We start from the raw sequence: 26,285 nt of genomic DNA on the forward strand, positions 1-26,285 counted from the left end.
TATGTTTTAAAAAGTTATTATTGTCCTATTTGGTTAAATGATGATGTGTCGATTGCATTAGGGTTAGAGGCTTCAATTTGAAAAATAGCATCGTTAAAATCGTTGTCTCCGTTAGGTACTGAAATGTCTTCGAATGCAATGACCGTAGACTGACAGGTTTGATCGTAAAACAGAATACTTTGCTGTCGTCCGCTTAAATTAAAATTGATGTCGGTGTGTTGAGAATAATATCCATCAGTGATACTTCCGTTTCTCCATCCGTTGGCGATCAGGAAAAATCCAACTACCGTACCTGATTCAAAACTACCTAGTAATCGCATTGTATTACCTCGAATGAGTCCGCCACCGGATCCTTGTGCCGAAGCATTTGGAAATATGACAGTTTTATCCAGGTCATTTACACTTGCCGGAGGATTATCCTGATTATAGGTATAGTAGCCTAGCACATTTTTATACCCTGCGCCTTCATCAATAAATGTTAAGTATAGATCGGTTTCTTCACTTATATATAATTCTTTTACTGGGTTTGTAAAGTACTCGGGATGTGCTTGCATCGCATTTTGTCGTTCCGGAAGAACATTTTGGTAGATATTAGGGAGTAATGTACTGCACACTTCAACATCTTCTTCCATTCCGTCTGGCACTCCTTTTTCATCATAGGTAGTAACCGTTTTGTATTCGTCCTTTTCTCTTTTGCGCAGAATTTTGAATCCGCCACCACCTTTGGCAACAAAAACCCATTCACCATCAGCCATGATAAAGTTAGCAGAGGCGTCATCTTCCTGCATATCCCAGAAAAATACCGGATTTATTTCTTCGCCTTCGACCGTAGGGTGCTTCGCAATAGCAATACCGTCTGCACCATTGGCCATATAGATATAGTCATTATCGGTAGTAATTCCGTTTGTATTACCAACAACTAGCATTAACCCTTCAGATTCATTTAAGATCGTGCCAGAATTGACATCAACATTGGCCAAACCATACTTGCCCTTAGCGACATATAGTTGATTACTATGTATTGGGGAAAATTCCATCGTAGATTTACCGCGATATGTTTCTACTACATTTTGATGAAAAATGCTGCCTATAGGAAAGCTAGTGGTATTCAATGCATCATTTACATCGGCAACCCTTATAAAAGCCTCATCTCCTGTGATCAGACTTGCTACTTTCGAGTTGTCGGAATTAAGCGCCAAGTACTTCGCATTGGCATATACTTCGTGGTCTAAGGCATTGAGATTATCCTTATTTAGAATAACGGTACCACCATGTGTTTTTCCCGAAGTGATATAGATATAATTATCAGTAGAAGCAATACCATTTGCTGAGGCAGAAACTCCTGAGTTTTCAAATACATTTGACAAATTAACCCGTTTGAAATCGGAGTTGAACTGCCCATTTGTTGTTGTGAGTTCAAATAATTGAGCTCCGTGCACATTATCCGACATGGCAGTCCAAATTTTCCGCAGACTATTTGATCCTTCAAAGTCAGACGTCAACGCATTGACATCGGCATTATTAAAGTAAACCTGACTTATTATTTCAGGAAAATTAGGATTGGAAAGATCAATGATTTCAACCGCACCCTTGTGTAAATCACCTTGCTTGTGATAGCTTACATATGCCTTGTCGTCAGCCAAGGTAATATGTGTCGCGCTTAGGGTAAACCCTCCAAGAACCAGAGGGTCTACTTCTGCAACATGCTCCCAGAAGTAATTTTCTTGCGCACCATTTACTTTAGCGGTTGAAAATTTTCCGGTCTTTGTTTTTACAACTGGTTTAATAGTGGCAGTTCTATTAATAAAACGCAGCCGTTTTGTTAACTCATTTCTGTCATTGTTTACCGAAAAAGGATTTTCATCGATTGGTGCTTCAATTAATTCAGCTGTATTTTCTTCTGTACTACAACTTAGGAATCCTATAATAAGGACTATTTTAAATAGTATTTTTACTGTCTTCATAGTTATTTAATTTGAGGTATTTTGTATATGACGAATCATGGTTTGTTGTGCTTTTACTTGTGCCTTTTTCAATGTTGGTTGAAAATCGGTTTCGTCTCTTGAAACACGAATCATTTGATTGCCTTTGTATACAATCCACCAAAATTTTGAAGGTTTTAAAAATTCAGCTTTAAGGTGATATCCGTCTCCTGTTTTGACGTGTTTCCAGTCTTTATTTCCTGTCCATTGCATAATACTTGGGGTTTAATTACAATGATAAATTTAGCGTTAGATTACCCTTTAGTGAGTTGTTTTTCGGCGGGTGGACGTTTGCTGTAGATGGATGGAAAAAAGAAGAGGATTATTGGTTATAAGCCTGCTTTCTTTGCTTGGATAGAAGATTTGTAAGGGTTCCATGTATCTTCAAAAGACCGCTTAAAAAAGAATTCTTTATAGTAGGCAGCTGTACGAACGATTCTTAAGTATGTGCCAGTATAAATGGTCATCAAAGAAACATATGGCCATAAGTACAGTTCTTCTTTTCTGCGTTCTGAAAAAACGTAAATACTACACATTTGCACATAGCTCATTACAAAATATAGGGTAAAGTTCATGGGAATGACAAATTGCAGTTGACTGCTGTAATTAACAATAATATCAATAATGTAAAACCACCATAGTATATCAAGTACTACATTGTAAAATACATTTTCGGCAAGCGAAAAGAAGGTCGACCAGTTGAAGTTAGCGTTGGGGAAGTATACATCTTTGTGTTTGCGAACTCTAAATCGTATGATCGATTTATCCCAGCGCAATCGTTGTTTGGTTAATACTTTAAATTTGGAAGGCGCATTGGTTAAGCAAATAGCACTGGGCTCAAAACAAACTTTATAACCTGATTTTCTAATTTTAACGGTAATGTCTCCGTCTAAACCGGGGCCAATATCCCAACCTCCTATAGCATCAATGACATCTGCTCTAAAAGCGCCAAATGCTCCTGAAATAATTTTATAAATTCCTAAATATGAGGTGATGATTCGGCCTACTGAAACGGTTTTTAGATACTCAATTGCCTGCAATCTGGCGCATAAACTTTCCTTATAATTTCTAACTTTTACATTGCCACCCACGGCTGCAATTTTTTCGTTCATGTAAAAAGGAACCAATACATTTTCGATAGCATCATAATCAAAAGAACAATCGGCGTCAAGATGTACAATGTATTTGCCGCTACTATATCGCAACGCTAAATTGGCAGCAGAGGCTTTACCTCCTCGCATTTCGTTTCTAATAAATTTATCGATTAAACCTAGGCGTTCTAAGTTTTTACCGATAATTGGGGTGTCATCGTCAGAGCCATCATCAACAATAATGAGTTCAAAGTTTGAAAAAGTTTGTTCTGCTAATGATTTTGTTAATTTGTAAAGATGTTTTCCTTCGTTCTTACCCGGAATTATAACTGAAACAAATGGATTTTCAAGACGTAATAATTGCCTGGCTTTTTCGAATTTTTTAGCGCGCTTTTTTCTGTTAATCCAAAATATTAATGCCACTATATAATCAATAATGATGTATCGGGTAAACTCAAACAAAATGAAATACCAAAAAACCCGAATGAATTTTGGTAACCCTACTTCATTCCAATAGTTAATATATTCAGGTACTATATTTTCTAATTGTAATGACATGCAATTAGTTGAATTGTTTTAAAATATCATCAATTGTTTCACCTGATTTAGGCTGATGTGTTTGGATATTAATAGCTAACAACTGCTCTTGTAAATTATCACCTAGAAGTTTTCCTAAGTTATATTGAATGGTTTCAAGGCGTTGAGGTAGTGGTTCTTTTGTGTCGGGCAGTAATAGGTAATATGAATTATAAGCGTCTGCGGCCAAAACATCACTTGGTAATAAATAGGATTGAATAATTGTTCCTATTTCCTTTACTAATGCCTTTTTTGTGTCATCATCAAAATGACCTAAGCGGTTGTTTTCAAAACGGATAGAAGCCATTTGACTTGTTGCTTTACTTATAGTTATTCTTTTTAACTCTTGTCCTGCAATAATTTTAAACAAAGACAAGGTCATTATGCCATCGGGAGAAATAGATATTTGGCTGTTTTGTTGCACATTTCCTAGTAACCATTCTTCTCCTAACGATGTGATACTGTATGTGCCAATGGTCTTTTTTATTAAGGCGGAAAGTTCATTTTCCGTTTCGCAATCAATGCATTTAGCCACCATATTCGGTGTTTGAAATTCATGGTTACAACAGTTGCAGTTATACATGGATGATGGCTTGTCATAATCGATACCAATATGCCTTAATTGCTTATCGCACTTAGGGCAAGATAATCCCTCTTTTGTTTTAAAGTCTTTTTCCGGGGCAACATGGGCACAAACGAAGTGATGTACAATGTCTTGTGCTTTGATATCGATACTATCACACTTAGGGCAGGTTTCAATAAAATTCAAGTAATTACCGTGACAATTTTTACATAAATGAACATGGTCATGTAGTTTCATCGTCAGATGACCAGATGCCACGCTTTTTTCAAGCATTAATAATTTAGGCAGTACTTCCTCCTTTTTATAAAAAAGATCAATTAATGGAAGGATATACCCAATTAAGCTTGTTCTATCTGCAATCGGTTCTATTGGATGATTTCTGGTGAAAAGAAAAGCCAAGATTTTGTATTGCAATTGGTCATCGTGGGCTCCATTTTTTGTAAGCGATATCCTTTTAAGACGCTTGCTGATCACGTCAATACGGTTGACAGCTATTGGGAGCTGATCGATATCAATATATCCATCAGTATGTATGCCAACAGTCTTATGTAATTGGCAAGTAGCGTTTATAAAAATGGGTTTTAACGCAATTGCCAAATCGGCGTTTTTGCGAATATGAAAGACCAAGTCTGTTGCATGTTCTTTGTTTTCCGTGTTGATAATAACAGCATCGATATAGGTTAAAGGCTCATGCAGCAGCACCGATAGGTGATCAACTTTTAGCATGGTGTAACCTGAGAACTGAATCTTATTGGAACGGTCGTTATGTCGTAGAACATTTAACATGACTTGGTCTATTGTCAGGGGACTAGTTTAAAATTAAAGCGACATATATACGCTTGCAGGGATTTTATCTTTCATATTCCCTTTAATATCAAAGATGATGGCGTCGTCTTTTGCATTTTTCAACAAATCGAAATAGCCTAAGTCTTGATAATCTGTATGATCAACGGCTAGCACGATCGCATCAAAACGTTCAGAAGTGCTTTTAGTAAGTTCAATCCCATAATGCTGCTTTACTTCATCAGCATTAGCCATATAATCTTGTACGCAAACTTGAAATCCTTTTTCTTTTAGAGCAAGGCAAAGTTCAGCAGCTTTTGAGTTACGAATATCATTGACGTTTTCTTTAAAGGTGATTCCCTTTACCAGAATAGTGTGTTGCTTTTTTTGCAAACCGTTTCTATATACTCGTTTACTAATTTCGCTTACAATATGTGGAACCATACTTTCATTGACTTTGCGAACTTGTTCAAGAAGTTTGGGTTCGATTTTATGCTGCTTTGCTTTATGAATTAGATAATAAGGATCTACACCAATACAATGACCTCCGACTAAACCTGGATAGTAGTGATGAAAATTCCACTTACTTCCTGCAGCTTCTAAAACTTCTTTTGTATTAATATCCAATTTGTTAAATATCTGAGAAAGCTCATTCATTAAACCGATGTTTACATCTCGTTGAATATTTTCAACAACTTTTGCGGCTTCTGCAACTCGAATGGTAGCTGCCCGGTATACGCCCGCTTTCACAGCACTTTCGTAAACATCAGCAATAACTTCTAAAGCTTCTGGAGTACTTCCGGAAACGATTTTCTTAATACTTGTAAACGTATGTTGTGTATCCCCTGGATTAATTCGCTCAGGAGAGTATCCGATGGTAAAGTCTTCATTATATTTTAGGCGTGAAATACGCTCTAAAATGGGTACGCACACTTCTTCTGTACAGCCCGGATATACGGTAGATTCGAAAACAACACAATCGCCCTTTTTTAAATGACGAGCTACGGTAGCAGTAGCAGCCATTATCGGTCTTAGGTTCGGTTTTTTTAAATGATCTATAGGAGAAGGTACCGCTACAATATAAAACTTTGCGCTAGCCAGTACCTTATCGTTTGCACTAAAAGCAATGTCTTTTCCTTTAAATTCGTCAGCGGCTAGTTCGCCACAGGGATCTTGATGTTGTGCAATTTGAACAACTTTTTCTTCGCTAATATCAAAACCTACTACCTTAAAGTGAGCAGCCATATGTACCGCTAAAGGAAGCCCTACATATCCCAGACCAACGACAGCGATTTGTTCTTCTTTGTTTTTTAGTTTTTTGAAAAGATCACTTTGCTTGTAACCAAGTGTAGGTTGATCAAAATCATTTACATGTAGGTTGTATTTTAATTGTGTGTTCATAATAGTAAGATTTAATGGGTTATAATTTCTGATACTAAATTAGTTTTGATATTGTTGTAAAGAGCTGCTTTTTAGTTTGATAGAAGACTCTTGTAGATGAATGGTCGTTATCCTTAGACGGATGGTTTTTAGCGGAAAGTCTTGTTTAATGAAATGGAAACGTTTAACATATGATAAGCTCCCCAGCGATCTTTCTGTTCCGCTCGCAAAGGGATTATTTCTGCAAGAATATTTCGTTCTGTGGGCTCATACTTTTTCTGGAATTCTATAGGAGCCGTATAAGTGGATACATATAATTTATTAATAACCCCTTTTTCTTTTGTTTGATCCGGAAATAGTATATCGACGATGTCCCCCTCGTCAAGATGTGCCGCGTCTTTAAGATCAAAATATCCTTTTATAAATACTTTTTCGGTGTTGTGTATGGTCATTACCCGCTCTCCTTTATAACAAGACTCTTCTCTATTTTTGTGAATTTGACCAATAATACCATTAATAGGAGATAGGTAACTGCTTCTATGGCTGGAATAACCACCAGTACTTAGGTCGAAAATAGTAGGTTGTGTTGCGTGATTATTGTTGTTTCTTAATAGGGAAGTCTGGGAAAGCAAAAAACGTATCTCGTTATTAAGCAATGAAATCTTGTTTTTGGCAAGTAGAATTTGATTCCTAATCCCTTCTAATTTTTCTTTGGTATACACATCTAATAACACCAGTTTTATCATCTTTTCTAGTTGTTGATCTAACTGATTTGTATGATTGTATAGGTTGTTTCGTTCTATTCTCTTTTGGGCTATTTTGAAAGCTAAATCCTGCAAGGCATCATTTTTTTTCTCGTTTTTCCCCTCAGATCGTAATAAGACAGCTGCTTCATTGTCAAACTCATTTTGTTGATATGAAAATAGGTTCTGATCTATTTGTACGGAATCACCTTCTTGAACAGATAGTTGTTTAATCCGAATATCTTGTGTAAAATTTACATCTATTTTATCCATAACAACCATACCATTTGCTTTAACGATAGCCACTTTGGTATATAGATATTTTGCTAAGAAACCAAAGGCGATTAATACAAGAATAAAATATACTAACCTATCGAAGTTGAATTTCTTCTTCTTCACTACCGGTTCTTTAAGGGTTCGAATCTTTGCGGTTTCTTTTTGATAAGAAAATGTCCTCATGTTCTTATTTTTTAGAGATTAATTCTAACTCGTTTGAAATCAAGTCTTTTAAAAAAACAGCATTAGGAGTTGGTTGTTCAAATGAGACCTGGATGCCTTCTTTCTTCAGTAGGTTTTCAAAAGCACCATCTTGAAAGGTCATCTGAATACGTTGTATGTTTTTCGCTTTTAGAAATTGTAGTTGTAGTCTTTGCGAAAAAGAACTTTTTGTAATTACCACAGGGTCTAAACTAATACCTGTGTTGAATGCAACAGATGAGATAAATTGATGAATATTGGATTCCGGACTAAGCTCGATAATATGAGAAACAATCGTATACAATTGTTTTTTTAGCTGTAATACATTTTCTATAATATCATATTGCTCCTTAGTATACTGTAACAAAAGTAAACCGCAGTTATAGGTATTTAGTTCTTCCTTTATAATTTGGGTGATGGTTTTTCGCTGTTGGATGATCAACCATTTTTTATGAAGGGTGTATAGATCGTTAATTTTTTCTTGATGTGCATTTAAATAAGTGACAAGCTGATTCTGTTTACCCACTAATCGATCATCTTCTTGAGCAGTAGCTTGTTGTATTTTTGTTTGAATAATTTTTTTCCGATTGTTAAAACGAATAGGAGCACTGAATCTGGCACCAATTAAAGGGCTACTAAATTGCCTCGTTATGGTCTCCGTCCAGTTATAATTAGCATAAATCGAAAACTTAATGTCTCTGAATGCTCGATTTTTTAGCTTAATAATGTGTTGCTTCCATATTTTTTTGTCTTCGTTTTTAGGCGATTTGAAAATATCATCTTTATTTAAATCAATCTTTATTAATGGAAGTTTCTCATTTAAGAACAATGCAGGAATACTATCTGCTACATGATCTTGATAAAATTGTATTTGCTTAGATTGTTCTCTACTGTTATATAACTCATTAGATATTTTGATAACCTCTTCTCTTTTGATCATTTTTTGAGAGTAGAGTTCATTTAAAATGTCAAAGTATTTTTCTAGAAATTTACTTTTGCTTGTATAATGGTTTAAGAGTTCTTGATTAATAGCATAATTGTAATGCAACCGAAATTGGCGCCGCCAAATAATTTTGTTTTCTCGCTCTAAAGCGTCATTCAATAGTTGTTTTTCGAGTAGCGCGGTTGTTGCTTTCGTTCTATTTGCAAAGAATCCGCCCTTTAATATATCCCATTCTAATTCCGCATTAAATCTAGATACCGTTATGTTATTTGTTTCATCATCAAGAACTCCTTGGAAATTGCGATAGCTATTAGCTTTTATTTGCAAGCCCCAGTCTTTTTTGTATTCATTTGATTCTAAATCTTTTATTCTTATTTCATGCCATGTAGGACTAATGGAATCAAGCATTTTGAAAATATCAAAGTTGATATCTTCATATGAATAAGGAAAATGAAGGAGCGTGTTTGCATCCTGATAAATAACATGACTCTTCATCAGCAAAGAGTCAATTTCTTGGGGTTTAGCTAATGTAGAGACTAGTAAAAGTGCTATGAAAATTGGGGCTTTCATACAGCCAAACTAACCCCATAAAGTTGTTTATATCATATTAATCGATAGAAGGGTAAATTAGTGTCGACGAGAGGAGTTTTTAGTTCGGTGATTAGAAATTATATTTCAAATATTTAGGGATCAAGAGGTAGACTGCTCCCTTCCTTTGAGGGAAGGGTGTTCAATTACATTTTAATATCCTGAAGAGAACACCCCTCTATATCTCTCCTCAAGGGGAGACTTTAATATGGCGCTTACAAGGGTATTGAAAACGTATTTTACAACAAATTCAACCGCTTTCTAAGTTCTGGACGATTTGCACGACTCACAGGTATGATATCTTGTTTAATAAGAACGCTATTATCTTCGATATCGATAATTTTATTGGTATTAATTACGTATGATCGATGTACTTTTAGGAATAGCGTATCAGGTAGTTTTTCTTCTATTTTCTTTAAAGTCGAATGAACAATGTAATTTTTTTGTTCAGTTTTGATATTGATATAATCCCCTTTGGCTTCGACTAAATAAATATCAGGAATGTTTATTTTAACTAAACGACGATCAATATTCACAAAGAGGTCATTGTTATTATCTTGTTTCTCGACTGAGGTTTTTTCTTCACTTATGGTTGTTTGCTCAGCTTTTTCAATCGCCTTTTTAAACCGCAAGAGTTCAATAGGTTTTAGTAAATAGTCAACAATACAATCATATTCAAAAGCTTGTATGGCAAAATTGGCATCAGAAGTTGTTAGTATTATTTTAGGAGGGGATTTTAATGTCTGAATAAAATCAAAACCCGTAAAATCGGGCATGTGAATATCGAGAAAAATCAGATCGATCTCATTTTGATTTAGGAACTTTATGGCTTCTATAGCATTTGAAAATTCAGATACCACCTTTAATTGTGATATTTGATCACATAAATGGTTAATAATTGCTCTAGCGGTTGCTTCATCATCAATAATTATACAATTCATAGTGTAGGTTAAAGTGTATTTAGGTAGTTTTCTATGGTATTTAATAACTTTCTAAAGCGATCATTCAAGGAGGTATTTTCATTTTTAAGGTCGTTTTCGAAGTTTTTGGCCAACACGTAACCTTTTTGCAAACCAAGAATATTGATTTTATGCTTTAGTTTGTGTACCTGTTCTGACGCTTTGTTATATTCAGATGATTGCATATAAATAGCAAACTCAGCACGTTCTTCAGGAAATTCATTTTTCATAATATTAATGAGCTTTGTCTTGATACCTAAATCTCCTGCAGCAAGCTCATTAATATAATTAAGATTGGGTGTTTCACTCATTTTTTAATGGTAAAGTAAAAAGTACTGCCTTCACCCACTTGCGAAGTAAGCCAAATTCTACCACCATAAAAATCGACAATTTTTTTGACAATTGACAATCCTATTCCAGTTGAATTATCCTCATTTTCAAGACTTTGAAAAACATTAAAGATCTTTTCGAAATACTTTTTTTCAACACCTATACCGTTATCTTCAATAGAAAACTCCCAAAAACGTTCTTTTTCTTCACAGCTAATTTTGACAACGCCCTTTTGTTTGTCATTGTATTTGATGGCATTACTTATTAAGTTTTGAAAGAGCTGTTGCAGTCTAAACTCATCCCCTTGAACAGTTGGTAGCGTATTCGTTATTTTTACTGATATATGCTCTGGTACATAAATGACCTCAATAACATCCTGTACAATCTGGTTGAGGTTAATACTATAAATTTTCTTTTCAATTCGGTCTACACTGGCATACTCTAGCACTCCATTAATTAGTTGGTCCATTTTATCTACTTTTTTATGCAACATGTCAAAAGTAGTATTGGCTTTTTTATCGAAGACATCAGCATAGTCTTCTTGTAACCAAGAAATTAGGCTACTAATACTTCTAAGAGGTGATTTTAGATCGTGCGAAACGATGTGAGCATAATCGTTTAGCTCTTGGTTACTTTTTTCCAGATCGCTTAACAGCTGTTTTTCCTTTAGTTGTTGTTTAAGCTGTTCGCTCATGTCTTCAATAAGTGCAACCTGATACTTTATATTTCCCAAATCATTTCGTACGGCACTTACACTTGTTTTGGCCGTTAAGATGCCTCCGTCTTTTTTACGGTATTTTTTTTGAATGGTGAAATTATCAATATCTCCATTATTTAGGGCTTCCATTTTTTCTTTAGAAGCATTGTATTCATCTTTGACAGAAATGTCTTTAACCTGCATTGTATTTAGCTCATCAGCAGTAAACCCTAATAACTGTTGAAAAGCACTGTTTGTTTGTAAAATTTTTCCATGTTGTGTTAAGGCAATCCCTAAAGAAGAGTTTTCTACAATAACACTTAACTGTTTTTTTTGCTCTTCAAAAACTTGTTGATTTTTAACCTGCTCTGTAGTATCTCGTACGATACCTTGTGCGGCTATGGGCTCTTTTTTAGCGTTGAAGACTAAACTGGCATTAATTTGCACATTTCTCACCTCCCGTTGTTTTGTATATACCCTGGCATTGTAGTTGGTAAAAGCACCTTTTTTCACTAGTTCTTGAAAAGACTTCATCGCATAAGGGATATCTTGCTTGTAGATAAGACCAACAACGTTTAAAGGTTCTTTGTCAATATCATACCCGAACAGTGTTTTTGCAGCATCATTCATTTTAAGGACATCACCAGATAAGTTCATAACCACATAGGCGTCTACAATATTTTCAAAAACACCTTGCAACTCTGAAGTTCGTTCGCTTACTAAACTTTCGAGCTTTTCATTGGCCGTTCGGAGCTCTGTTGTTAATTGAAATAGATCAGAGGCTTTTTCTTCAAGTATTTTTTCAGCTTGTTTCCTAGCATTCTTTTCTCGGGCTAAAGCACGTTTTAATATGTCTGTTTCTTTGGACATCAAAGTCTTTTAATATTAAACCTTACTTCGGTTCCGTCTTTGGCTATATTTTCCGTATCGATACTACCTTTTTCATCAAAATGAAGAAATGTTTTGCGCATTAATCCAAGCCCAAACTGATGTAAAGCCCTGTTCGATCGGTAGATCATTATGAGGGAATTTTCTTTTTTCTCAATAATTTCAAAAGTAGGTAATTCGGCATCAGGATATATTTTCCGCACCTCTACATGAATGTGATTTTCGATAGAAGAGAGCATTTCCAAAGGATCATCATATAAAGCGATAAATTGAGGGTAATCTCTTTTAAGAACATCAAAAAAATGTTCTCCATAAACACAGAGTAGTTGATCAACTGCAATGGAAGTATTTTTACTTAGATTTGATACTAAACTTAGCATTTCTGCGAAATCATAAGTGCCGACAGCGGTATATATTCCTTTTGATTTAAGATCAGATTCCTGAATGAGTTGATCGACCATTTCCAATCCGAATTTATCTTCAACAAGTTCTAAAAACTCTGTAAATACAATTCCTTTCATTTATAATTTAATTAGTTCGTTATTTGACCAATACGCAACAGCAATTTTTATTTTTTCCTTGTAGTCTTCATAACGTAAAGGTTTTAATATGTAGCCAGCAATTCCGATGGTATAGCATTCTAAAATATCCGTTCGGTTATTTGATGTGGTAAGTATCATAGCCGGAATATATTTTAGGGCTGCGTTCTTTTTAAGAATTTTCAGAAATTCTGTTCCGTTCATCTTAGGCATGTTAAGATCTAAAAAGATCACATCGGGGGTTTTGTTTTCTTCTTGTAAAATAGTAAGAGCCTCTTCACCATTTTTTGATAGCGTTAGATTGTATTTTATATTCATGCTATCCAGCACTCTTTTAAATTTAATAGTTTCTATTTCATCATCTTCAATTAATAAGATCGACAGTGTTTTCATTTTTAAATAGACATAAGGTTTTTATAAAGATGTCTATTGTCTTTATAATTTGACATTAAATTTCGGTGAATAGATGCTTTAGTGTCGACGAATGGTAGTTTTCAATCGCCGAATAAAATTACGAAAATTAACTAGCTTTTTATAGCTCTTTGACTCCAAAAAATGGTGTTGTTTCGTTTTTTACGATTGATTAAAATTGTTTTTTAGAGTACCCACTTAAAGTATTTATCCTTTATAACATCCTTTTCTTCTTGTAAGTAATCAAGAAATGCTTCAGCTACAGGTGAGAGCTTCTTTTGTTTTAACCACACCAAATTCCATTGAGTATGTATGGGTAAACCTTTGTAAGGGATCACTTTTATAAGTCCCATATCTATAGCGTTTCGTATACCGATCATAGGCATAATTGAGTATCCTAAGCCCGCTATAACTGCTTGTTTGAGTGCTTCGTTACTGGTTAGTTCGATTTTCTTTGAGACAGGAAAGTTCTTTCCTTGAATAAATGTTTCCATCGCATTTCTGGTAGCCGATCCTGGTTCTCTATACAATAAAGGTTGTTCATTAAATATTAACGAGGACGTTCCTTTTCTATTTCGTTCAAGTTCGCTACCCCCAACTAAGTACAAACTGTTTTTTAAAAGCGGAAACCGATTTAACTCAATATGATCGGGCAAAACAGATACTAATGCAAAGTCCACTAGATTGTTCTCTAAATCATTAACAACTTTAAGCTTATTGGCAACATCCATGCTAAAATCGATACCGCTGTGTTTTTGCACAAAGCCTGATAGGTAATACGGCATAACATACTTTCCGGTAGAAACTACAGAAATCGATAATTTTCCTGCGAGTTTTCCTTGATATTGTTTGGTTTTATGATCCAGACTAGAAACATCATTCAAAATTTTCTTTGCTAAATGGGCTATTTCCTCTCCAAATGAAGTGACGTATAGCTTTCTTCCTATTACCTCGGTTAAGGGAAAAGGAAACTGGTCTTGAAATTTTTTTAGTTGTATCGATACAGCAGGCTGTGTTAAAAACAGTGCTTCTGAAGCCTTGGTAATACTCTTTTTATTTACCACTTCAATGAATACTTGTAGCTGGTGCAACGTATAATTCATAAATAATATTTATGTATATAATAATAAATATAAATAAAAATATATGAAATTTCTGTTTAACCTTTGCTCAGAATTTGAACATACCATAAAATGACACAGTTAATATCCACATTGAATAAAACAGTTCATTTGCGCAAAACAGCGGGAGTTTTATTAATAAGCATACAGTTAAAAGAACTTGTCAAGTACGCTAGAATTATGTTTATCATTCTTCTAGCCATTGTCTTCTTAGTTTCACTGCTATCTGCTTATAGCCTAAGCACGGTTCTTTTTTGGAACTTGGTTAAAGTAGGGATAATAACCAGTATCGTGACATTTTTAGCGCTGGCTAACAACAAGAAATAATTAAAAACAATAAAATCATGACAACAGTAGACATTCAACATCAGGTAAAATTAGTCGAGGGTAAGTTTAGTGCCATTGAAGCACTCGATTTGGTCAATGCATTAATAAGAGAAAAGATCAACTTTCATAAGTTGCATAGACTTTCCGTTTGTGAAGGAAATGAAAATAGCGATACGAGTTATGACGATGGTCGTGTAGCTCAATTACACAGGGATCGAGAACAATTTGTTGAATTTTTTCAAGAAGTAAAGGCTTCAGGGAAAAACTTAAGAATTAGCGGCACTTTAGAAATAGAAGTTGTCGACTAAATAGCGATCAATTAACGAATGGATTTACACTTATTGGTTGATAATTTAACCAACCCAGCACTACTTTTTTTCGTGTTGGGATTATTTGCATCACAGGTAAAAAGTGACTTAGAAATTCCTCCAAATTCCTCTAAATTTATTTCGTTATACCTCCTGTTTGCTATTGGTTTTAAAGGCGGACAGGAGTTAGCCCATAGCGCTTTTAGCGCAGACATTGTATGGGCGATTGTAGCGGGACTTTTGTTAGCAGCCTTAGTACCAGTTTATACCTATTATATTTTACGTTTAAAGTTTAGTGTTGAAAACTCCGGTGCAATTGCGGCAGCGTACGGTTCAGTAAGTGCAGTTACCTTTGTTACCGCTATTAGTTTTCTGGAAATGGAGGGTATTTCATTTGGAGGACACATGGTAGCTGTCATGGCACTCATGGAAGCTCCATCAATTATTGTAGGTGTATTATTAATGCGATTTTATGCCAACGGCAAAAAATCGTGTAAAGACATGGGTCCGATACTAAAACACGCCCTTACTAACGGTAGTGTTTTATTAATACTGGGTAGTTTAATTATAGGATTTATGGCGAATGACGCTCAAGCCCAGGGGATTAAACCTTTTACTACTGATATTTTTAAAGGTTTTCTAGCGGTCTTTCTGTTAGACATGGGTATTACCAGCGGAAAGAAAATAGGGGCATTTCTAAAAAAAGGTTGGTTCGCATTGTTATTTGCCATTATTGTACCCTGTATCAATGGATTGATGATAGCGAGTGCCTCAGGATCATTTTTAACACAGGATGGAGATCGGTTTTTGCTGGCCATTTTAGCAGCAAGTGCTTCGTATATAGCAGTGCCCGCAGCGATGCGCATAGTCGCACCCAAAGCAAATCCAAGTTTGTATTTACCAATGGCTTTGGCCATTACATTCCCTTTTAATATTACGTTAGGCATGCCATTGTATTTGCAGGTAATACAAATGACCTAAGTTTTATTCATATTTAGTAGAGTTTTATAATCCAGCATTAATGAAAATTGGTGTTGGATTATTTTCATATGATTTTTTATAAATTAAAAAATGCGTTAACAACCGTCAACGCATTTATCTATTTATTCACCGAAAAAATCTCCTTCAACTGTTTGACTACACCACCGTTTCCGGTAACACTAATCTCACCAATTTTATCAGCGATTTTTTCTACATACTCCATTTCCTTTAACTTGAAGAGCATTTCGTTTTCTTCCATAAGCCTTGCTGTATTTAGCAAACTTCTGGTAGAAGCAGTCTCTTCTCGTCGGGTAATGACGTTGGCCTGTGCTCTTTTCTGGGCAACAAGCACCTGGTTCATAATATCCTTCATCTCACCCGTAAGGATGACATCTCGAATACCAATGCTCAATACGCCAACACCTAATTTTGCGATGTCTTTTTTAACAGTTTCCAATACGGCATTGCCAATACCTTCTTTCTGTTCCAACAATTCGTCCAAGGTGTATCCGCCTATGTAGGCACGCAATACCAATTGCAAAGCAACATACAATTGCTTTTCGTAATCTTTATTGCTCAACAAAGCTTTTTCAATATCGATAACCTTGTATTGTGCATACAAACTCATTCTAATTGCAGCCTTGTCTTTTGTCAACAATTCCTGACCAGCAATTTCTAATTGTCGCATACGTAAGTCGGCTTTTGCAACTTTAATTGATGTACTGTTTTTCCAAAACCTGTAGACACCAGGCCCAAGTGTTTTTTCATATTTGTCATCAATTATAAGTACGGCCTTTTCGTAAGCGGCAACCTCAAACATGCGCACATATTGGTTGACCTTGTAGGTACTCAAAGTCGTCTTATCAATCTGCTCGGTAATGTAAATTTTGTTCAAATCTGCAATTACGTAACTGTGGTCAATAAGCCCCTTCCAAAAAAAGTATCTACCAGCGGTAAGCACGTCTTTAAAATTACCATTTTCAAAACGCAATGCAATGTTACCATCCTTAACTTCAATAACTTCAAGCATGGCCTCCAACTCCGTATCTTTTAATAAGAGTTCAATCGCAATGGGTGCTAAAAATTGTTTAGCAAGATTAAATATCATCACAGAGTTATTCAATGGCAGCCAATGCGTACCAGCTTTAACTAACTTACGATAATCACCTCTTTTAAAAACTAAACCAATGTTTCCTGCATTAATTCTTACTCGTTTCATCGTTTTCATTTTTTGGTTTGATAATTCAAACCTGTTCAACATTAATAAAGCCAAGATTAAGTATTAGAAAATCTATTTCATTTTCAACCTTCTTAACGAAGTTCTAATACATAATCTTGACAAAGACATGCGCTGTAACGGAGGCTATGTCATATTTTTGGGCGTTTCCATGATACTTGTTTAATTGCTCGATCATGGTCGGGCCTGCCTGTCTGCAGACAGGCTTTCGCCGGTCGCTTTTTTAATTTAAAAACAGCATAAATAACCCATCTTTCCATCGCGGAAATCTCATTTTTTGTATAATCGCTACAATCAGTATTTAATAGTTGAGTTGGCAGCTGATATCAAATTAAAACCCTATATCGTTTGCAAAGCCGCATACTAAAAAGTAATTGCTTAAACCATCAATAAAATGGCTATTTCAGGCATTTTCAAGACTGTTTTTAAGGTGCTTTAACCTAAAAAACCGAGTTACAAATGCTGTTCTTTTTTGCTGTTTTATGCCCAGCGTGGCTTGGAGACCAGTTTTACAAGATGGTCAGCTTAAGTTGCCATATCCTTAATATGGTGCGTTTACCAATTTCGCCATTCCGATTTTTCGGAAGCAGGACTCGAACCTGCAAGTCTTCAATTGTTCTAACCAAACTGAACTATCTCAAAAATGGATTGAGAGTGGGATTCGAACCCACGACCTATTGACAGTGACTGTTAACTACAGTCTAGGTATCAAGCCTCGTTGCATATAAATTCATCATACAAAAACTGCAATGATTTATACATTGGTGCTATACCGAAACACCTAACCGGACTTAACTTGATATATTCCCGCGAAGGCGGGAATCTCTTATGTCCCGCAATCACGATTTACTTTTTCATTTTTTCAAAATCCCTGCAACACTCCTCGTTGCTGCAGGGAATACTAGTAAACCCTTTACCAGCTTAGGTTTACCCTAACAACACCACAAACCTCTACATTAACTACGCAATTATTGTGCGTAGTTAAAAATTATTGGTATCTATGGGGAATCGAACCCGTTCATCTTAGAAGATATACTTCTCGTGCTAGCCAGTACACTATAGATACCATTTTAAAGCTTCCCTCTTTAATAAAGATGGGAATGAATTCAAATTCAGCTTTGCTTAAGAAAGGGGAGTTAAAGGCTACTTTTTTTTGCCCTCTTCTTCTTTTTGGGCTTTCTTTTTTTCTTAGCCCCCAACTTCTCTTTTACTCGGCTTATCTCATCATTAACAAAGCGCTTAAAGTGGTTGTTCAAAGCCGACTTTTTAGCCTTTTTGAATTGAACTAAAGCTTCTTTAAATCGCTTTTGTACTTCAAAAAGCTGGCCCTGTATCAACATCAAATATACTTTGTCAACTCCCTTAATTTTCATTGCAAAGTCTAGTAATTTTTGAGCTTCCTTTAAATCTTCATTTCGGATTAACGTGTATAAATAATCCAGATAAATACTTGGATTTTCTAAGTTGCTCGCCATGGCCTTTTCAAAACATGATTTTGCCAATTCATATTCATTTAAATCATTAGCATAGACTTTGCCTAATAAACAAAGGGCTTGTACGTTTTGATCGTCATATGATAATGCATAATTCAATGCCTCCATCGTTTCCTCTAAATCATAGGGGTAGGCTGCCAACGCCTTAAATAAATATGGGTTATGTATTAAATTTTCCATTTTGTTATCATTTAAAACTCGATTTCATCATTTAAAAGCTGATGAATCGGGTATTGTTTTAGCGTTCTTATTTTTTGCTCGTCAATTCTTCTTCGTTTTCTCTTTTGATTTATACTCCAATAGTCTTTCCAACCATCCACTCGTTCGCGAGCTTCATAAAATCCTGATTTTAAAAATCGCTGCCATATCAAATCGATTTCACTTTCTATTAAAGGATCAATTCGTTTGCTATGCGTCACATAGGCTCGGGTAAATTTTATCCTATAACTTCCCAGAGGCAGATTTACATAAAACCGTAATCGAAGTTTTTTCTTCTCATTGTAATACTTAAAAGGAACGCAAAGTCGTTTAGCTGCATCGCTCAAGCGGTTGTATTGTTTACGGCTAATGGTGGGTAAATTTTTATTTGAAATATATTTACTCGTCATCGCCAACCACTTTTCGTTCGCCTCGTCCTTTGTTCTTCCCCAGACTTGTTTTTCTAAAATTTTATAAACCTCTTTTATCGCATCTTCATTTTTGTACGCTTCGACCTCCCGAACAATAATCGCTTCTTTAAACCAACCGTTTCGTATTGGTTTTTCTAATTCGATATAGCCCAGATCTCTGCGTCTCCAATGAAGCTCTCCCAACCGTTTTAAATCATTTCGAATCTGATTTTCGAGCTGTTCTTTTTTGTGTTTCGGTTTCATTACAACCGTTCTAAAATTTGTATTATCTAATTTTTATGTTGATGTTTAGACTGATTTATAAACCCAGAGACACTTTCAAAAGCCTAAATTTTTGACATGAGTTGTCTGGCTTGTTTTTTACTACGAGCACTACTTTTTTAAAATTTGAGTATAAAAAAAGTCCGAAACATTCGCTTGGAACACTTCGGACTTTCTACTACCAGAGAATCTGGTTATGGAAGGTGCCGAAGTATCGATCTTGACGTTTTGTCATTTTCTTGTATGTGATAAAATCGCATGACTTCGTTTTTAATTTAGTGAAACACTGTTTTGAAAAGCCTTTTTTGGCGTATTCAAAATTGATTGTTGAACTAATCCCACTGCATAGCGGGATCTCATCCTGTTGTTGAATTTTCAACGGTGCAAATATGAAATCCTTTTTTCAATTATCCAAATAAAATTTTAATTTAATTTGTTGATTTTCAGGTAGTTAAATTAAAAATGGGCAATAGAAATCCTGTCCGCTTTATAGCAGATAATCGCTTTTTTAGTAACCATTTGTCCATCAATTACTTGACCCAAAAGCTTGCTTGTTTATGTGTTATTCTTCGTTCGATATTTTTTTATTTTTTATTGCATCAAAATGGATTCCCGATCTGGCAACCCATAAAAAAAGCGTCCAAGAAATTGGACGCTTTAGTACTATAATGGTTGGTTTATTTTGTATTCAACTTCGTTTTAATATAGTACTATAACATCCTTGTCCATCTGTATTTACTGATGGAAAATCGTTCAGGCAATATGCCCTACGTTCAATGCTATGGTTCTGTATTGTTTTCATTTTTGTTGGTGCAAATATGGTGTTTTTATTTTATTACTCCATAAAATTATGTTTTACTTCTTTCCATACCTCTTTTATAAATGGTGTAATTGAAAACTCCTCTTCAGTTTCATCTTCAATTAAACTCCAATAATGAATAGTTGAAAAATGCAAGAAACATTCCTTAACAAGAATGGTTTTACAGACATCCCAATTTTTCTTTGCTTAGTTGGGATATTCAGATATACCATCATCCAATGAAGAAACGATCAAACCCATTAGAGTAAATTTTTCGTTATCATCAGATAGTTCATTTTTATATAGTTTTAGAAATTCTTCTATCCTTTGAAAATCGGATACAACTATTTCCCAATCTTGTTCATTTTTATTCCAATACAAACCAAGCCGTTTAGATAGCTTTTCTTCCGAACTTATACTTGAGTGTCTTACATATTGTTTTGAATAGCTCATATTATTTCTTCTTTTTTCGCTTCTTCCAAGGCGCATTCTTTTCCCAATCACCCGCCATGATACAACCATAAGGCATGACTTCATCAATAACAGTTCCTAAGCCAAATTCTTCCATTTGGTTTCTTACGGCTTCAGCATTTTTATAAGCACTTGGCAATTCAGATACGTCAATTTCATTCGAGAAAAAACGGACATCTAATCCCGCAGTTTCTTCGGCAAAAACCTCATCATTGGTTTGATGGGCTTTGTTCTTTTTATGTTGTGTTCGACTCATATTTCGACCTGCACCATGTGGGGCAAATCCCAAATTCGTATTTGTGGTATCACCTTGAACGATTAACACTGGTTCTGCCATATTTAATGGAATCAAACGTGGACCTGTAATATCAGGCATAAACTTCGCATCAAGTGGTGTTGCTCCTTTCGCATGGTAAAACAAATCACCGTCTTTAAACACAAAATTATGTTCATTCCAATATCGATCTTGTGCTTCTACATGCAATCGTTTTAGGCTTGCATTATGAATCACTTCATGGTTGGTCTTTGTCCATTGACGAATTATTTGAAGAGCCTCCCAATACTGTTGTCCCTCTTCCGTGTCAAAAGGAATCCATGCATTTTGTTTGAGCGTTTTAGGAGATAGGTCCTTTCGAAACCGCTCAGCAATCTGCATTCCCTTTTTGTACAATTTCGCACCAGGCGCCCTAGAACCGTGATGCGTGATTAACATCGTATTTCCCGTCGCTTTTGATTTACCAACAAATAGAAAGTGATTCCCATCACCTTGTGTACCCAGATGGGCACGTGCAGCCTTGATCAGGTTGTCATCATTTAGCAAAAAATTATGTTCAAATTGCTTCAATAATTCATCTGGAAAACGATATTGATCGTTTCGATCTCTTCCTCCTGGGCCAAAATGGGTGCTTTCGTGAGCTGCATCTAAAACATCTTTAGGGTTCGCATTACCAAAATCAGTCAACATCACACTACAGCATATATCGGCACTATGCATTCCTGGATGAATGGCATTTTTAGCTACCGCAACACCTCCTACTGGGATTGTACCTTTAGAACCAGTTGGACAAGCGTCTGGCATTATCGCACCACCTACTAATGTTGGTGTTTTCATTAAAGTTTCCATTGATTGTATTACGGTGTTTACATTGGACTCTTCTAGCTCATTTTCCGCTTTTATGTTCACGGCAAATGGGATTTGTGTTTCATGCAATTCCATTTCAGGAGGCAGTTTAAACTGCTCTAAATAATCTAACATTGCCATCCCGTTTAATTGATGCGTATTGATATGCTCTATCGCGTCCTTAAACCATTTACCTGGCTTGTAACCAAGATCGATCAATGTTTGTCCGTTTATATGTATTGTATTTTTCATTTTCTTGTTTTGATAAGCCCTGCCGACTCCAAGTTCGGCAGGACACTACTTGTAAAGTCTTATAAATTGACTTATTCATAATTCCAATACAAATGTTATTTTTATGTACGCAATAGTTTTGCGTAGTTGTACTTTTACATTGTGTTAGTAATATAGATATTAAAAATGGCTCTTAACAAAAATGCACTCATCCGATATAAAACAATCGACAAATGCCTTCAAAATATATACAGAAAATGGACTTTAGACGATTTGATCACTGCTTGTTCCGATGCGCTGTACGAATATGAAGGTAGAGAAGTAAATGTGAGTAAGCGGACTGTTCAATTGGATATCCAGCTAATGCGAAGTGATAAATTAGGATACAATGCACCTATAGAGGTGTATGAGAAAAAATATTATCGCTATGAACATCCAAATTATTCTATTACCGATATCCCAATTACGGAAAATGATATGAACGTCTTATCTGAAACCGTAGAAATGTTAAGACAATTTAAAGATTTTTCATTGTTTTCTGAATTAGGTGGCATTATACAACGTTTGGAAGATAAGGTATATACTGAGAAGACACATCAATCATCAATTATTCATTTAGATAAAAATGAACGCTTGAAAGGACTAGAACATTTGGATGTGTTATACCAAGCTATTTTGAAAAAACTAGTTCTTAAAATATCTTATCAGTCATTTAAGGCACGACATCCATCCGTATTAATATTTCATCCTTTTATATTGAAGGAGTTTAACAATCGATGGTTTTTAGTGGGTAAAAATGCGGCTGACAAGCCTATTATTACCTTGGCTTTAGACCGAATAATTTCTATTGACTATGATCTTGAAATCCCATTTTTGAAAGAGGATTTTGATGGGGATTCTTACTATGAAAGCACCATTGGAGTAACAGTGCTTAATGAAGAACAACTGCAGGAAGTTGTTATTAAAGTCGATCATAAAAACGCACCATACGTGCTTACGAAACCATTCCATAGCTCACAAGAATTGGTAGAAAAAACCCCGGATAACGGAATTGTTTTTAAGATGAAAGTCCACCTTAATTTTGAATTAGAGCGATTGATACTTGGTTTTGGTGATAGCATTGAAGTTTTGCAACCAAGACAACTAAGAAAACGAATTCGGAAGAAATTGGAGCGAGCCTTGGAAAAATATTAAGTAGATGCAGCTTGGAGCACGCCAATTTCACTTAACTTACATCAAAAATTTTCGTCATGTTAGTTACAATAATTGATCAAACCATTTCAGGAGAAACCAAAAATCAGATTAAGGTTGATCTAAACGAATCGGTTACCGCGGAAGATATTATCAAAGCGAGAGTTACTCAAGAAGTAGAAAACTATAACAGCCGAGCTGCAAATGTTTTTAAAGGTTTGGTACAGCCGACTAATCGAGAACAACAACTAAACGATAAAAAGTTTAAACCAATAGATGTCGAAAAACAGGTGTACGTTGCTTTGGATGCTTTCCAAAAAAACGGCTTTTTCATTTTAGTGAATGACCATCAATTGTCCGAAATAGATGAAAAAGTTACCATTAATGAAAACACCGAAATTAGTTTTGTTAAACTAACGCCTTTAGTTGGAGGATAATACAATGATAGAGATTTTCAAAAAACTTTTTAAAGACCCTGCATCAGAAACTGATCACCAGTTTTACCGGCTTGTGACAGATATTATAAGAGAGATTAAAAAATCTAAACAAAGCAATTACTTTTCAGTGTATGATGTGAAGTTTGGGGAACTTTCTGAGTACAAAAAACTCAAAACCGCTAATACGGCCTACAAGAAAAAGTTTGTTAATTGGCTAGTTAAAGATATTGTTAGGATTGGGAAGCGAAATTCTGGAATGCGCACCTATCCTAAAAAATATGAAAATGATGCTTTTTTAGTAGAACAAGAGCTACTACCGCTACTGTTTCGGTCTAATCTGGACCTTACAGAAGAGGAATTTATGTACTACTTATCGTATTTTAAAAAGAATAAGTTTCATCAACGAAATGACTTGTCGTATTGGCCAATAGGGTTTTTAGTGCAGCAACTAGATCGTCATGTTAAAAAATCTGGTTGTAGTGATACTTTGAAAAAGTATTTAAATGAAATGATAACATGGTCTGAACTTGATGCTGGAAAATCATATTATGGATCAGATTTGGGAAAAGTAAAAAGACGAATTGAAGAAATACTATTTTCTGTAAGTGGCCAAGAGGGAGCGATCAATCCATTTTCATTTAGAAAAGATGAGTTTGGTCAATATGCCAATACGCAATTAGCAAAAAGTAGCGATTCATTACAAAAGGTGCTACATCCTGTTTTACATAATTGTATAAAGATTTCAGGTTCTAAACCCACCAAAAAGTTTCTAAAACAGACGGACGAGCTTTTATCAAAGGAAAATTATAAAGTATATAAAGAGTTTATAGCATCCTTGTGCGAAAAAGTGATCGATCTTGACCCTGTCAGAAAAACCCAGTCATATACATACCAAAATGAGGAACAGTTTTATTATACATACCAGTTTATTGATGCGAGTAACCTAAATACTTTAAAGGGGCTGGTTTGGACCATGGTCAAATTTCATGATAGTAAATCGCTTGCTTTATTGTCTAAGTTGACTGAAAAGTGCTTTAAAAAAATTCCAGGAGAGGGTCCTACTGCTGCCGCTCTTGGCAATGCTTGTATTTATGTGTTGGCAAATACCAAAGGGACTGAGGGTATTGGACATTTGACCGTTTTAAAACAGCGAATCAAACAAACATCAACTAAGAAACTGATTGAAAAATACATTGTAGAGCTTTCGAACAAGCTTGGTATGAGTAAGTCGGATATAGAGCAAACTGTTGTTCCGGAGTTTGGCTTAGAAAACGGATATAAAATAGTTGTATTTGACGATTACAATTTTGAAATTAAAATTGAACGCATCGGTAAAGTCGCCAATGCTTGGATTAAACCGGATGGTAAAATCCAAAAATCAATTCCTGCATTTGTAAAAAGCAATAAATCACTTTCAAATAGGCTAAAAAAGTCCAAAGCTGAGATAAAGGAGATTCAAAAATTTGTGACCTCGCAGCGAGATCGATTGGATGATTTATTTATTGAAGAAAAAGAGATTTCGTATGAAGCGTTTTATCAATATTATTTCAATCATGGTCTGGTCTCTTTCATTGCTAGAAAGCTAATTTGGAGGATTTCTAAGAAAGAAAAAAGTGTTGATGCAATATGGATTGAAAACAAGTGGGTTGATCAATATAACAAAGAAGTTGATTTTATTGATAACAACTGTACGTTTCAACTATGGCATCCTATCTATGCTGAAACTGATGAGGTATTACGTTGGAGACAGTTGTTAATCGATCATCAAATTGTTCAACCACTAAAACAAGCCTTTAGAGAAATTTACATCTTGACTCCTGCCGAGGTAAATACAAAAACCTATAGCAATCGGATGGCTTCTCATATTGTTAAGCAGCATCAATTTAATACGCTAGCCAAGCTTCGTAACTGGCAATACCAATTAATTGGCGCTTGGGATCATGGGTCAGATTGTATCGCAAGAAAGCACCTGGATAAATGGAACCTCACTGCGGAATATTGGACCAATGAAATTTATGATGATGGTCAAATAAATGATGCTGGGATTTTATTATACATGAGTACAGATCAAGTCCGTTTTACTAAGGGTGAAGAGCCTTTGGATTTAATTGATGTTCCGAAAATAGTCTTTTCTGAAATTATGCGCGATGTCGACCTTTTTGTTGGAGTTTGCAGTGTAGGTAATGATCCCGAATGGCAAGATAATGGAGGGCTACCCCAATATAGGGACTACTGGCAATCATATTCATTTGGCGATTTAACGGAAGTTGCAAAAACCAGAAAAACAATCCTCGAAAACTTAGTGCCTAGGCTCAAAATTAAAGATGTAAGTACCATAGAAGGCCGGTTTTTGAGGGTAAAAGGAAAACTTCGTACGTATAAAATACACATAGGAAGTACCAATATTCTCATGGAACCAAATGACCAGTATTTATGTATAGTACCATCCGGTGTTAAAAATACAACAGACAAATTGTATTTACCCTTTGAAGGAGATCGAGGATTGTCGGTAATTCTCAGTAAGGCATTTTTATTGGCAGAAGATGATACGATTATTGATCCTACTATTACGAGACAAATCAAAAAATAAAAGCTTGGCTATCAAAACTTCTGATTTTAAAGATCCAAACTCCTATGATGTGCGTATATCTAAAAATTTCTTGCGGATCTTAACCTAATTTATGTGCCTAAAAAGCAAAACGCCAACTG

24 protein-coding genes are annotated in these 26,285 nt (G+C 35.2%); 6 read left to right on the plus strand and 18 right to left on the minus strand.

The genetic code is table 11. The annotated features are described in order from the left end of the window. Window positions 1-17 precede the first annotated feature (17 nt). The 13 genes from ABN763_RS04640 to ABN763_RS04700 form a co-directional block, all read right to left on the minus strand. Window positions 18-1,964 (minus strand): DUF4114 domain-containing protein, encoded by a 1,947-nt coding sequence (locus tag ABN763_RS04640; protein ID WP_410484264.1) that lies wholly within the window; start codon window positions 1,962-1,964, stop codon window positions 18-20. Window positions 1,965-1,970: 6 nt separating this feature from the next. Beyond that, window positions 1,971-2,195, minus strand: a complete 225-nt coding sequence (locus tag ABN763_RS04645; RefSeq protein ID WP_410484265.1) for a hypothetical protein — start codon at window positions 2,193-2,195, stop codon at window positions 1,971-1,973. A 116-nt stretch (window positions 2,196-2,311) separates the two neighbouring features. After that, a complete protein-coding gene (locus tag ABN763_RS04650; protein ID WP_410484266.1) occupies window positions 2,312-3,631 on the minus strand; it encodes a glycosyltransferase family 2 protein in 1,320 nt (439 codons plus the stop codon). 4 nt (window positions 3,632-3,635) lie between these two features. Further along, window positions 3,636-5,018, minus strand: a complete 1,383-nt coding sequence (locus ABN763_RS04655; protein ID WP_410484267.1) for a hypothetical protein — start codon at window positions 5,016-5,018, stop codon at window positions 3,636-3,638. 33 nt (window positions 5,019-5,051) lie between these two features. After that, a complete protein-coding gene (locus ABN763_RS04660) occupies window positions 5,052-6,416 on the minus strand; it encodes a nucleotide sugar dehydrogenase (protein WP_410484268.1) in 1,365 nt (454 codons plus the stop codon). 128 nt (window positions 6,417-6,544) lie between these two features. After that, window positions 6,545-7,597 carry a hypothetical protein gene (locus ABN763_RS04665; protein WP_410484269.1) on the minus strand — a complete coding sequence of 351 codons (1,053 nt, stop codon included), beginning with the start codon at window positions 7,595-7,597 and terminating at the stop codon, window positions 6,545-6,547. 4 nt (window positions 7,598-7,601) lie between these two features. Beyond that, complete coding sequence (locus tag ABN763_RS04670) at window positions 7,602-9,053, minus strand: hypothetical protein (RefSeq protein ID WP_410484270.1); 1,452 nt, start codon at window positions 9,051-9,053, stop codon at window positions 7,602-7,604. A 332-nt stretch (window positions 9,054-9,385) separates the two neighbouring features. Beyond that, window positions 9,386-10,087: a LytR/AlgR family response regulator transcription factor gene (locus tag ABN763_RS04675; RefSeq protein ID WP_410484271.1), complete on the minus strand. Its 702-nt coding sequence runs from the start codon at window positions 10,085-10,087 to the stop codon at window positions 9,386-9,388. Between the two features lie 8 nt (window positions 10,088-10,095). After that, window positions 10,096-10,416 carry an Hpt domain-containing protein gene (locus ABN763_RS04680; protein ID WP_410484272.1) on the minus strand — a complete coding sequence of 107 codons (321 nt, stop codon included), beginning with the start codon at window positions 10,414-10,416 and terminating at the stop codon, window positions 10,096-10,098. Then, on the minus strand, window positions 10,413-12,002 hold the full coding sequence (locus ABN763_RS04685; RefSeq protein WP_410484273.1) for a PAS domain S-box protein: 1,590 nt from the start codon (window positions 12,000-12,002) through the stop codon (window positions 10,413-10,415). The genes ABN763_RS04680 and ABN763_RS04685 overlap by 4 nt, the downstream gene beginning before the upstream one ends. Next, the gene (locus tag ABN763_RS04690; RefSeq protein ID WP_410484274.1) at window positions 12,002-12,541 is read right to left on the minus strand and encodes a heme NO-binding domain-containing protein; all 540 of its coding nucleotides are present in this window, start codon (window positions 12,539-12,541) and stop codon (window positions 12,002-12,004) included. Before ABN763_RS04690 ends, ABN763_RS04685 begins: the two co-directional genes overlap by 1 nt. Next, window positions 12,542-12,952, minus strand: a complete 411-nt coding sequence (locus ABN763_RS04695; protein ID WP_410484275.1) for a response regulator — start codon at window positions 12,950-12,952, stop codon at window positions 12,542-12,544. Window positions 12,953-13,155: 203 nt separating this feature from the next. Further along, window positions 13,156-14,073, minus strand: coding sequence for a LysR family transcriptional regulator (locus ABN763_RS04700; protein ID WP_410484276.1), 918 nt, complete (start codon window positions 14,071-14,073; stop codon window positions 13,156-13,158). A 90-nt stretch (window positions 14,074-14,163) separates the two neighbouring features. On the opposite strand from ABN763_RS04700, the gene ABN763_RS04705 reads away from it, so the two are divergent. Genes ABN763_RS04705 through ABN763_RS04715 form a run of 3 tightly spaced genes read left to right on the plus strand, consistent with a single transcriptional unit; the run spans window position 14,164 to window position 15,707 of the window. Beyond that, window positions 14,164-14,418, plus strand: coding sequence for a hypothetical protein (locus ABN763_RS04705; RefSeq protein ID WP_410484277.1), 255 nt, complete (start codon window positions 14,164-14,166; stop codon window positions 14,416-14,418). Between the two features lie 17 nt (window positions 14,419-14,435). Then, window positions 14,436-14,726 carry a hypothetical protein gene (locus tag ABN763_RS04710; protein WP_410484278.1) on the plus strand — a complete coding sequence of 97 codons (291 nt, stop codon included), beginning with the start codon at window positions 14,436-14,438 and terminating at the stop codon, window positions 14,724-14,726. Window positions 14,727-14,744: 18 nt separating this feature from the next. Beyond that, window positions 14,745-15,707, plus strand: coding sequence for a sodium-dependent bicarbonate transport family permease (locus ABN763_RS04715; RefSeq protein WP_410484279.1), 963 nt, complete (start codon window positions 14,745-14,747; stop codon window positions 15,705-15,707). 118 nt (window positions 15,708-15,825) lie between these two features. Here the strand turns inward: ABN763_RS04715 and ABN763_RS04720 are convergent, their stop codons facing one another. The 5 genes from ABN763_RS04720 to ABN763_RS04740 all read right to left on the minus strand — a co-directional run bounded on the left by ABN763_RS04720 (window position 15,826) and on the right by ABN763_RS04740 (window position 21,969). Further along, the gene (locus tag ABN763_RS04720; RefSeq protein WP_410484280.1) at window positions 15,826-16,926 is read right to left on the minus strand and encodes a slipin family protein; all 1,101 of its coding nucleotides are present in this window, start codon (window positions 16,924-16,926) and stop codon (window positions 15,826-15,828) included. Window positions 16,927-18,080: 1,154 nt separating this feature from the next. Then, window positions 18,081-18,617: a tetratricopeptide repeat protein gene (locus tag ABN763_RS04725; protein WP_410484281.1), complete on the minus strand. Its 537-nt coding sequence runs from the start codon at window positions 18,615-18,617 to the stop codon at window positions 18,081-18,083. Window positions 18,618-18,628: 11 nt separating this feature from the next. Continuing rightward, entirely contained in the window at window positions 18,629-19,309 is a 681-nt protein-coding gene (locus tag ABN763_RS04730; RefSeq protein ID WP_410484282.1) for a hypothetical protein, read from the minus strand. 1,024 nt (window positions 19,310-20,333) lie between these two features. Next, window positions 20,334-20,579, minus strand: a complete 246-nt coding sequence (locus ABN763_RS04735) for a hypothetical protein (RefSeq protein WP_410484283.1) — start codon at window positions 20,577-20,579, stop codon at window positions 20,334-20,336. 1 nt (window position 20,580) lies between these two features. Beyond that, window positions 20,581-21,969 carry an RtcB family protein gene (locus ABN763_RS04740; protein ID WP_410484284.1) on the minus strand — a complete coding sequence of 463 codons (1,389 nt, stop codon included), beginning with the start codon at window positions 21,967-21,969 and terminating at the stop codon, window positions 20,581-20,583. Window positions 21,970-22,134: 165 nt separating this feature from the next. Here ABN763_RS04740 and ABN763_RS04745 point away from each other — a divergent pair, with 165 nt between their 5' ends. From ABN763_RS04745 to ABN763_RS04755, 3 genes are read left to right on the plus strand one after another with little or no spacing between them, the layout of a single operon-like run. Continuing rightward, a complete protein-coding gene (locus ABN763_RS04745) occupies window positions 22,135-23,142 on the plus strand; it encodes a helix-turn-helix transcriptional regulator (protein WP_410484285.1) in 1,008 nt (335 codons plus the stop codon). A gap of 56 nt (window positions 23,143-23,198) precedes the next feature. After that, a complete protein-coding gene (locus ABN763_RS04750; RefSeq protein WP_410484286.1) occupies window positions 23,199-23,576 on the plus strand; it encodes a hypothetical protein in 378 nt (125 codons plus the stop codon). A 4-nt stretch (window positions 23,577-23,580) separates the two neighbouring features. Further along, window positions 23,581-26,166 (plus strand): DUF4132 domain-containing protein, encoded by a 2,586-nt coding sequence (locus ABN763_RS04755; protein ID WP_410484287.1) that lies wholly within the window; start codon window positions 23,581-23,583, stop codon window positions 26,164-26,166. Window positions 26,167-26,285 lie beyond the last annotated feature (119 nt).

Origin of the sequence: Spongiivirga sp. MCCC 1A20706, assembly GCF_046524175.1 — a bacterium.
Classification (GTDB): domain Bacteria; phylum Bacteroidota; class Bacteroidia; order Flavobacteriales; family Flavobacteriaceae; genus Spongiivirga.

What these genes read in the sequence shown, in the direction of transcription:
- ABN763_RS04655 (WP_410484267.1), bottom strand. Translation starts at nt 5,018, where the DNA reads ATGTTAAATGTTCTACGACATAACGACCGTTCCAATAAGATTCAGTTC.
- ABN763_RS04690 (WP_410484274.1), bottom strand. Translation starts at nt 12,541, where the DNA reads ATGAAAGGAATTGTATTTACAGAGTTTTTAGAACTTGTTGAAGATAAA.
- ABN763_RS04665 (WP_410484269.1), bottom strand. Translation starts at nt 7,597, where the DNA reads ATGAGGACATTTTCTTATCAAAAAGAAACCGCAAAGATTCGAACCCTT.
- ABN763_RS04725 (WP_410484281.1), bottom strand. Translation starts at nt 18,617, where the DNA reads ATGGAAAATTTAATACATAACCCATATTTATTTAAGGCGTTGGCAGCC.
- ABN763_RS04745 (WP_410484285.1), top strand. Translation starts at nt 22,135, where the DNA reads ATGGCTCTTAACAAAAATGCACTCATCCGATATAAAACAATCGACAAA.
- ABN763_RS04720 (WP_410484280.1), bottom strand. Translation starts at nt 16,926, where the DNA reads ATGAAACGAGTAAGAATTAATGCAGGAAACATTGGTTTAGTTTTTAAA.
- ABN763_RS04685 (WP_410484273.1), bottom strand. Translation starts at nt 12,002, where the DNA reads ATGTCCAAAGAAACAGACATATTAAAACGTGCTTTAGCCCGAGAAAAG.
- ABN763_RS04750 (WP_410484286.1), top strand. Translation starts at nt 23,199, where the DNA reads ATGTTAGTTACAATAATTGATCAAACCATTTCAGGAGAAACCAAAAAT.
- ABN763_RS04650 (WP_410484266.1), bottom strand. Translation starts at nt 3,631, where the DNA reads ATGTCATTACAATTAGAAAATATAGTACCTGAATATATTAACTATTGG.
- ABN763_RS04740 (WP_410484284.1), bottom strand. Translation starts at nt 21,969, where the DNA reads ATGAAAAATACAATACATATAAACGGACAAACATTGATCGATCTTGGT.
- ABN763_RS04705 (WP_410484277.1), top strand. Translation starts at nt 14,164, where the DNA reads ATGACACAGTTAATATCCACATTGAATAAAACAGTTCATTTGCGCAAA.
- ABN763_RS04700 (WP_410484276.1), bottom strand. Translation starts at nt 14,073, where the DNA reads ATGAATTATACGTTGCACCAGCTACAAGTATTCATTGAAGTGGTAAAT.
- ABN763_RS04735 (WP_410484283.1), bottom strand. Translation starts at nt 20,579, where the DNA reads ATGAGCTATTCAAAACAATATGTAAGACACTCAAGTATAAGTTCGGAA.
- ABN763_RS04755 (WP_410484287.1), top strand. Translation starts at nt 23,581, where the DNA reads ATGATAGAGATTTTCAAAAAACTTTTTAAAGACCCTGCATCAGAAACT.
- ABN763_RS04730 (WP_410484282.1), bottom strand. Translation starts at nt 19,309, where the DNA reads ATGAAACCGAAACACAAAAAAGAACAGCTCGAAAATCAGATTCGAAAT.
- ABN763_RS04695 (WP_410484275.1), bottom strand. Translation starts at nt 12,952, where the DNA reads ATGAAAACACTGTCGATCTTATTAATTGAAGATGATGAAATAGAAACT.
- ABN763_RS04680 (WP_410484272.1), bottom strand. Translation starts at nt 10,416, where the DNA reads ATGAGTGAAACACCCAATCTTAATTATATTAATGAGCTTGCTGCAGGA.
- ABN763_RS04645 (WP_410484265.1), bottom strand. Translation starts at nt 2,195, where the DNA reads ATGCAATGGACAGGAAATAAAGACTGGAAACACGTCAAAACAGGAGAC.
- ABN763_RS04660 (WP_410484268.1), bottom strand. Translation starts at nt 6,416, where the DNA reads ATGAACACACAATTAAAATACAACCTACATGTAAATGATTTTGATCAA.
- ABN763_RS04670 (WP_410484270.1), bottom strand. Translation starts at nt 9,053, where the DNA reads ATGAAGAGTCATGTTATTTATCAGGATGCAAACACGCTCCTTCATTTT.
- ABN763_RS04675 (WP_410484271.1), bottom strand. Translation starts at nt 10,087, where the DNA reads ATGAATTGTATAATTATTGATGATGAAGCAACCGCTAGAGCAATTATT.
- ABN763_RS04715 (WP_410484279.1), top strand. Translation starts at nt 14,745, where the DNA reads ATGGATTTACACTTATTGGTTGATAATTTAACCAACCCAGCACTACTT.
- ABN763_RS04710 (WP_410484278.1), top strand. Translation starts at nt 14,436, where the DNA reads ATGACAACAGTAGACATTCAACATCAGGTAAAATTAGTCGAGGGTAAG.
- ABN763_RS04640 (WP_410484264.1), bottom strand. Translation starts at nt 1,964, where the DNA reads ATGAAGACAGTAAAAATACTATTTAAAATAGTCCTTATTATAGGATTC.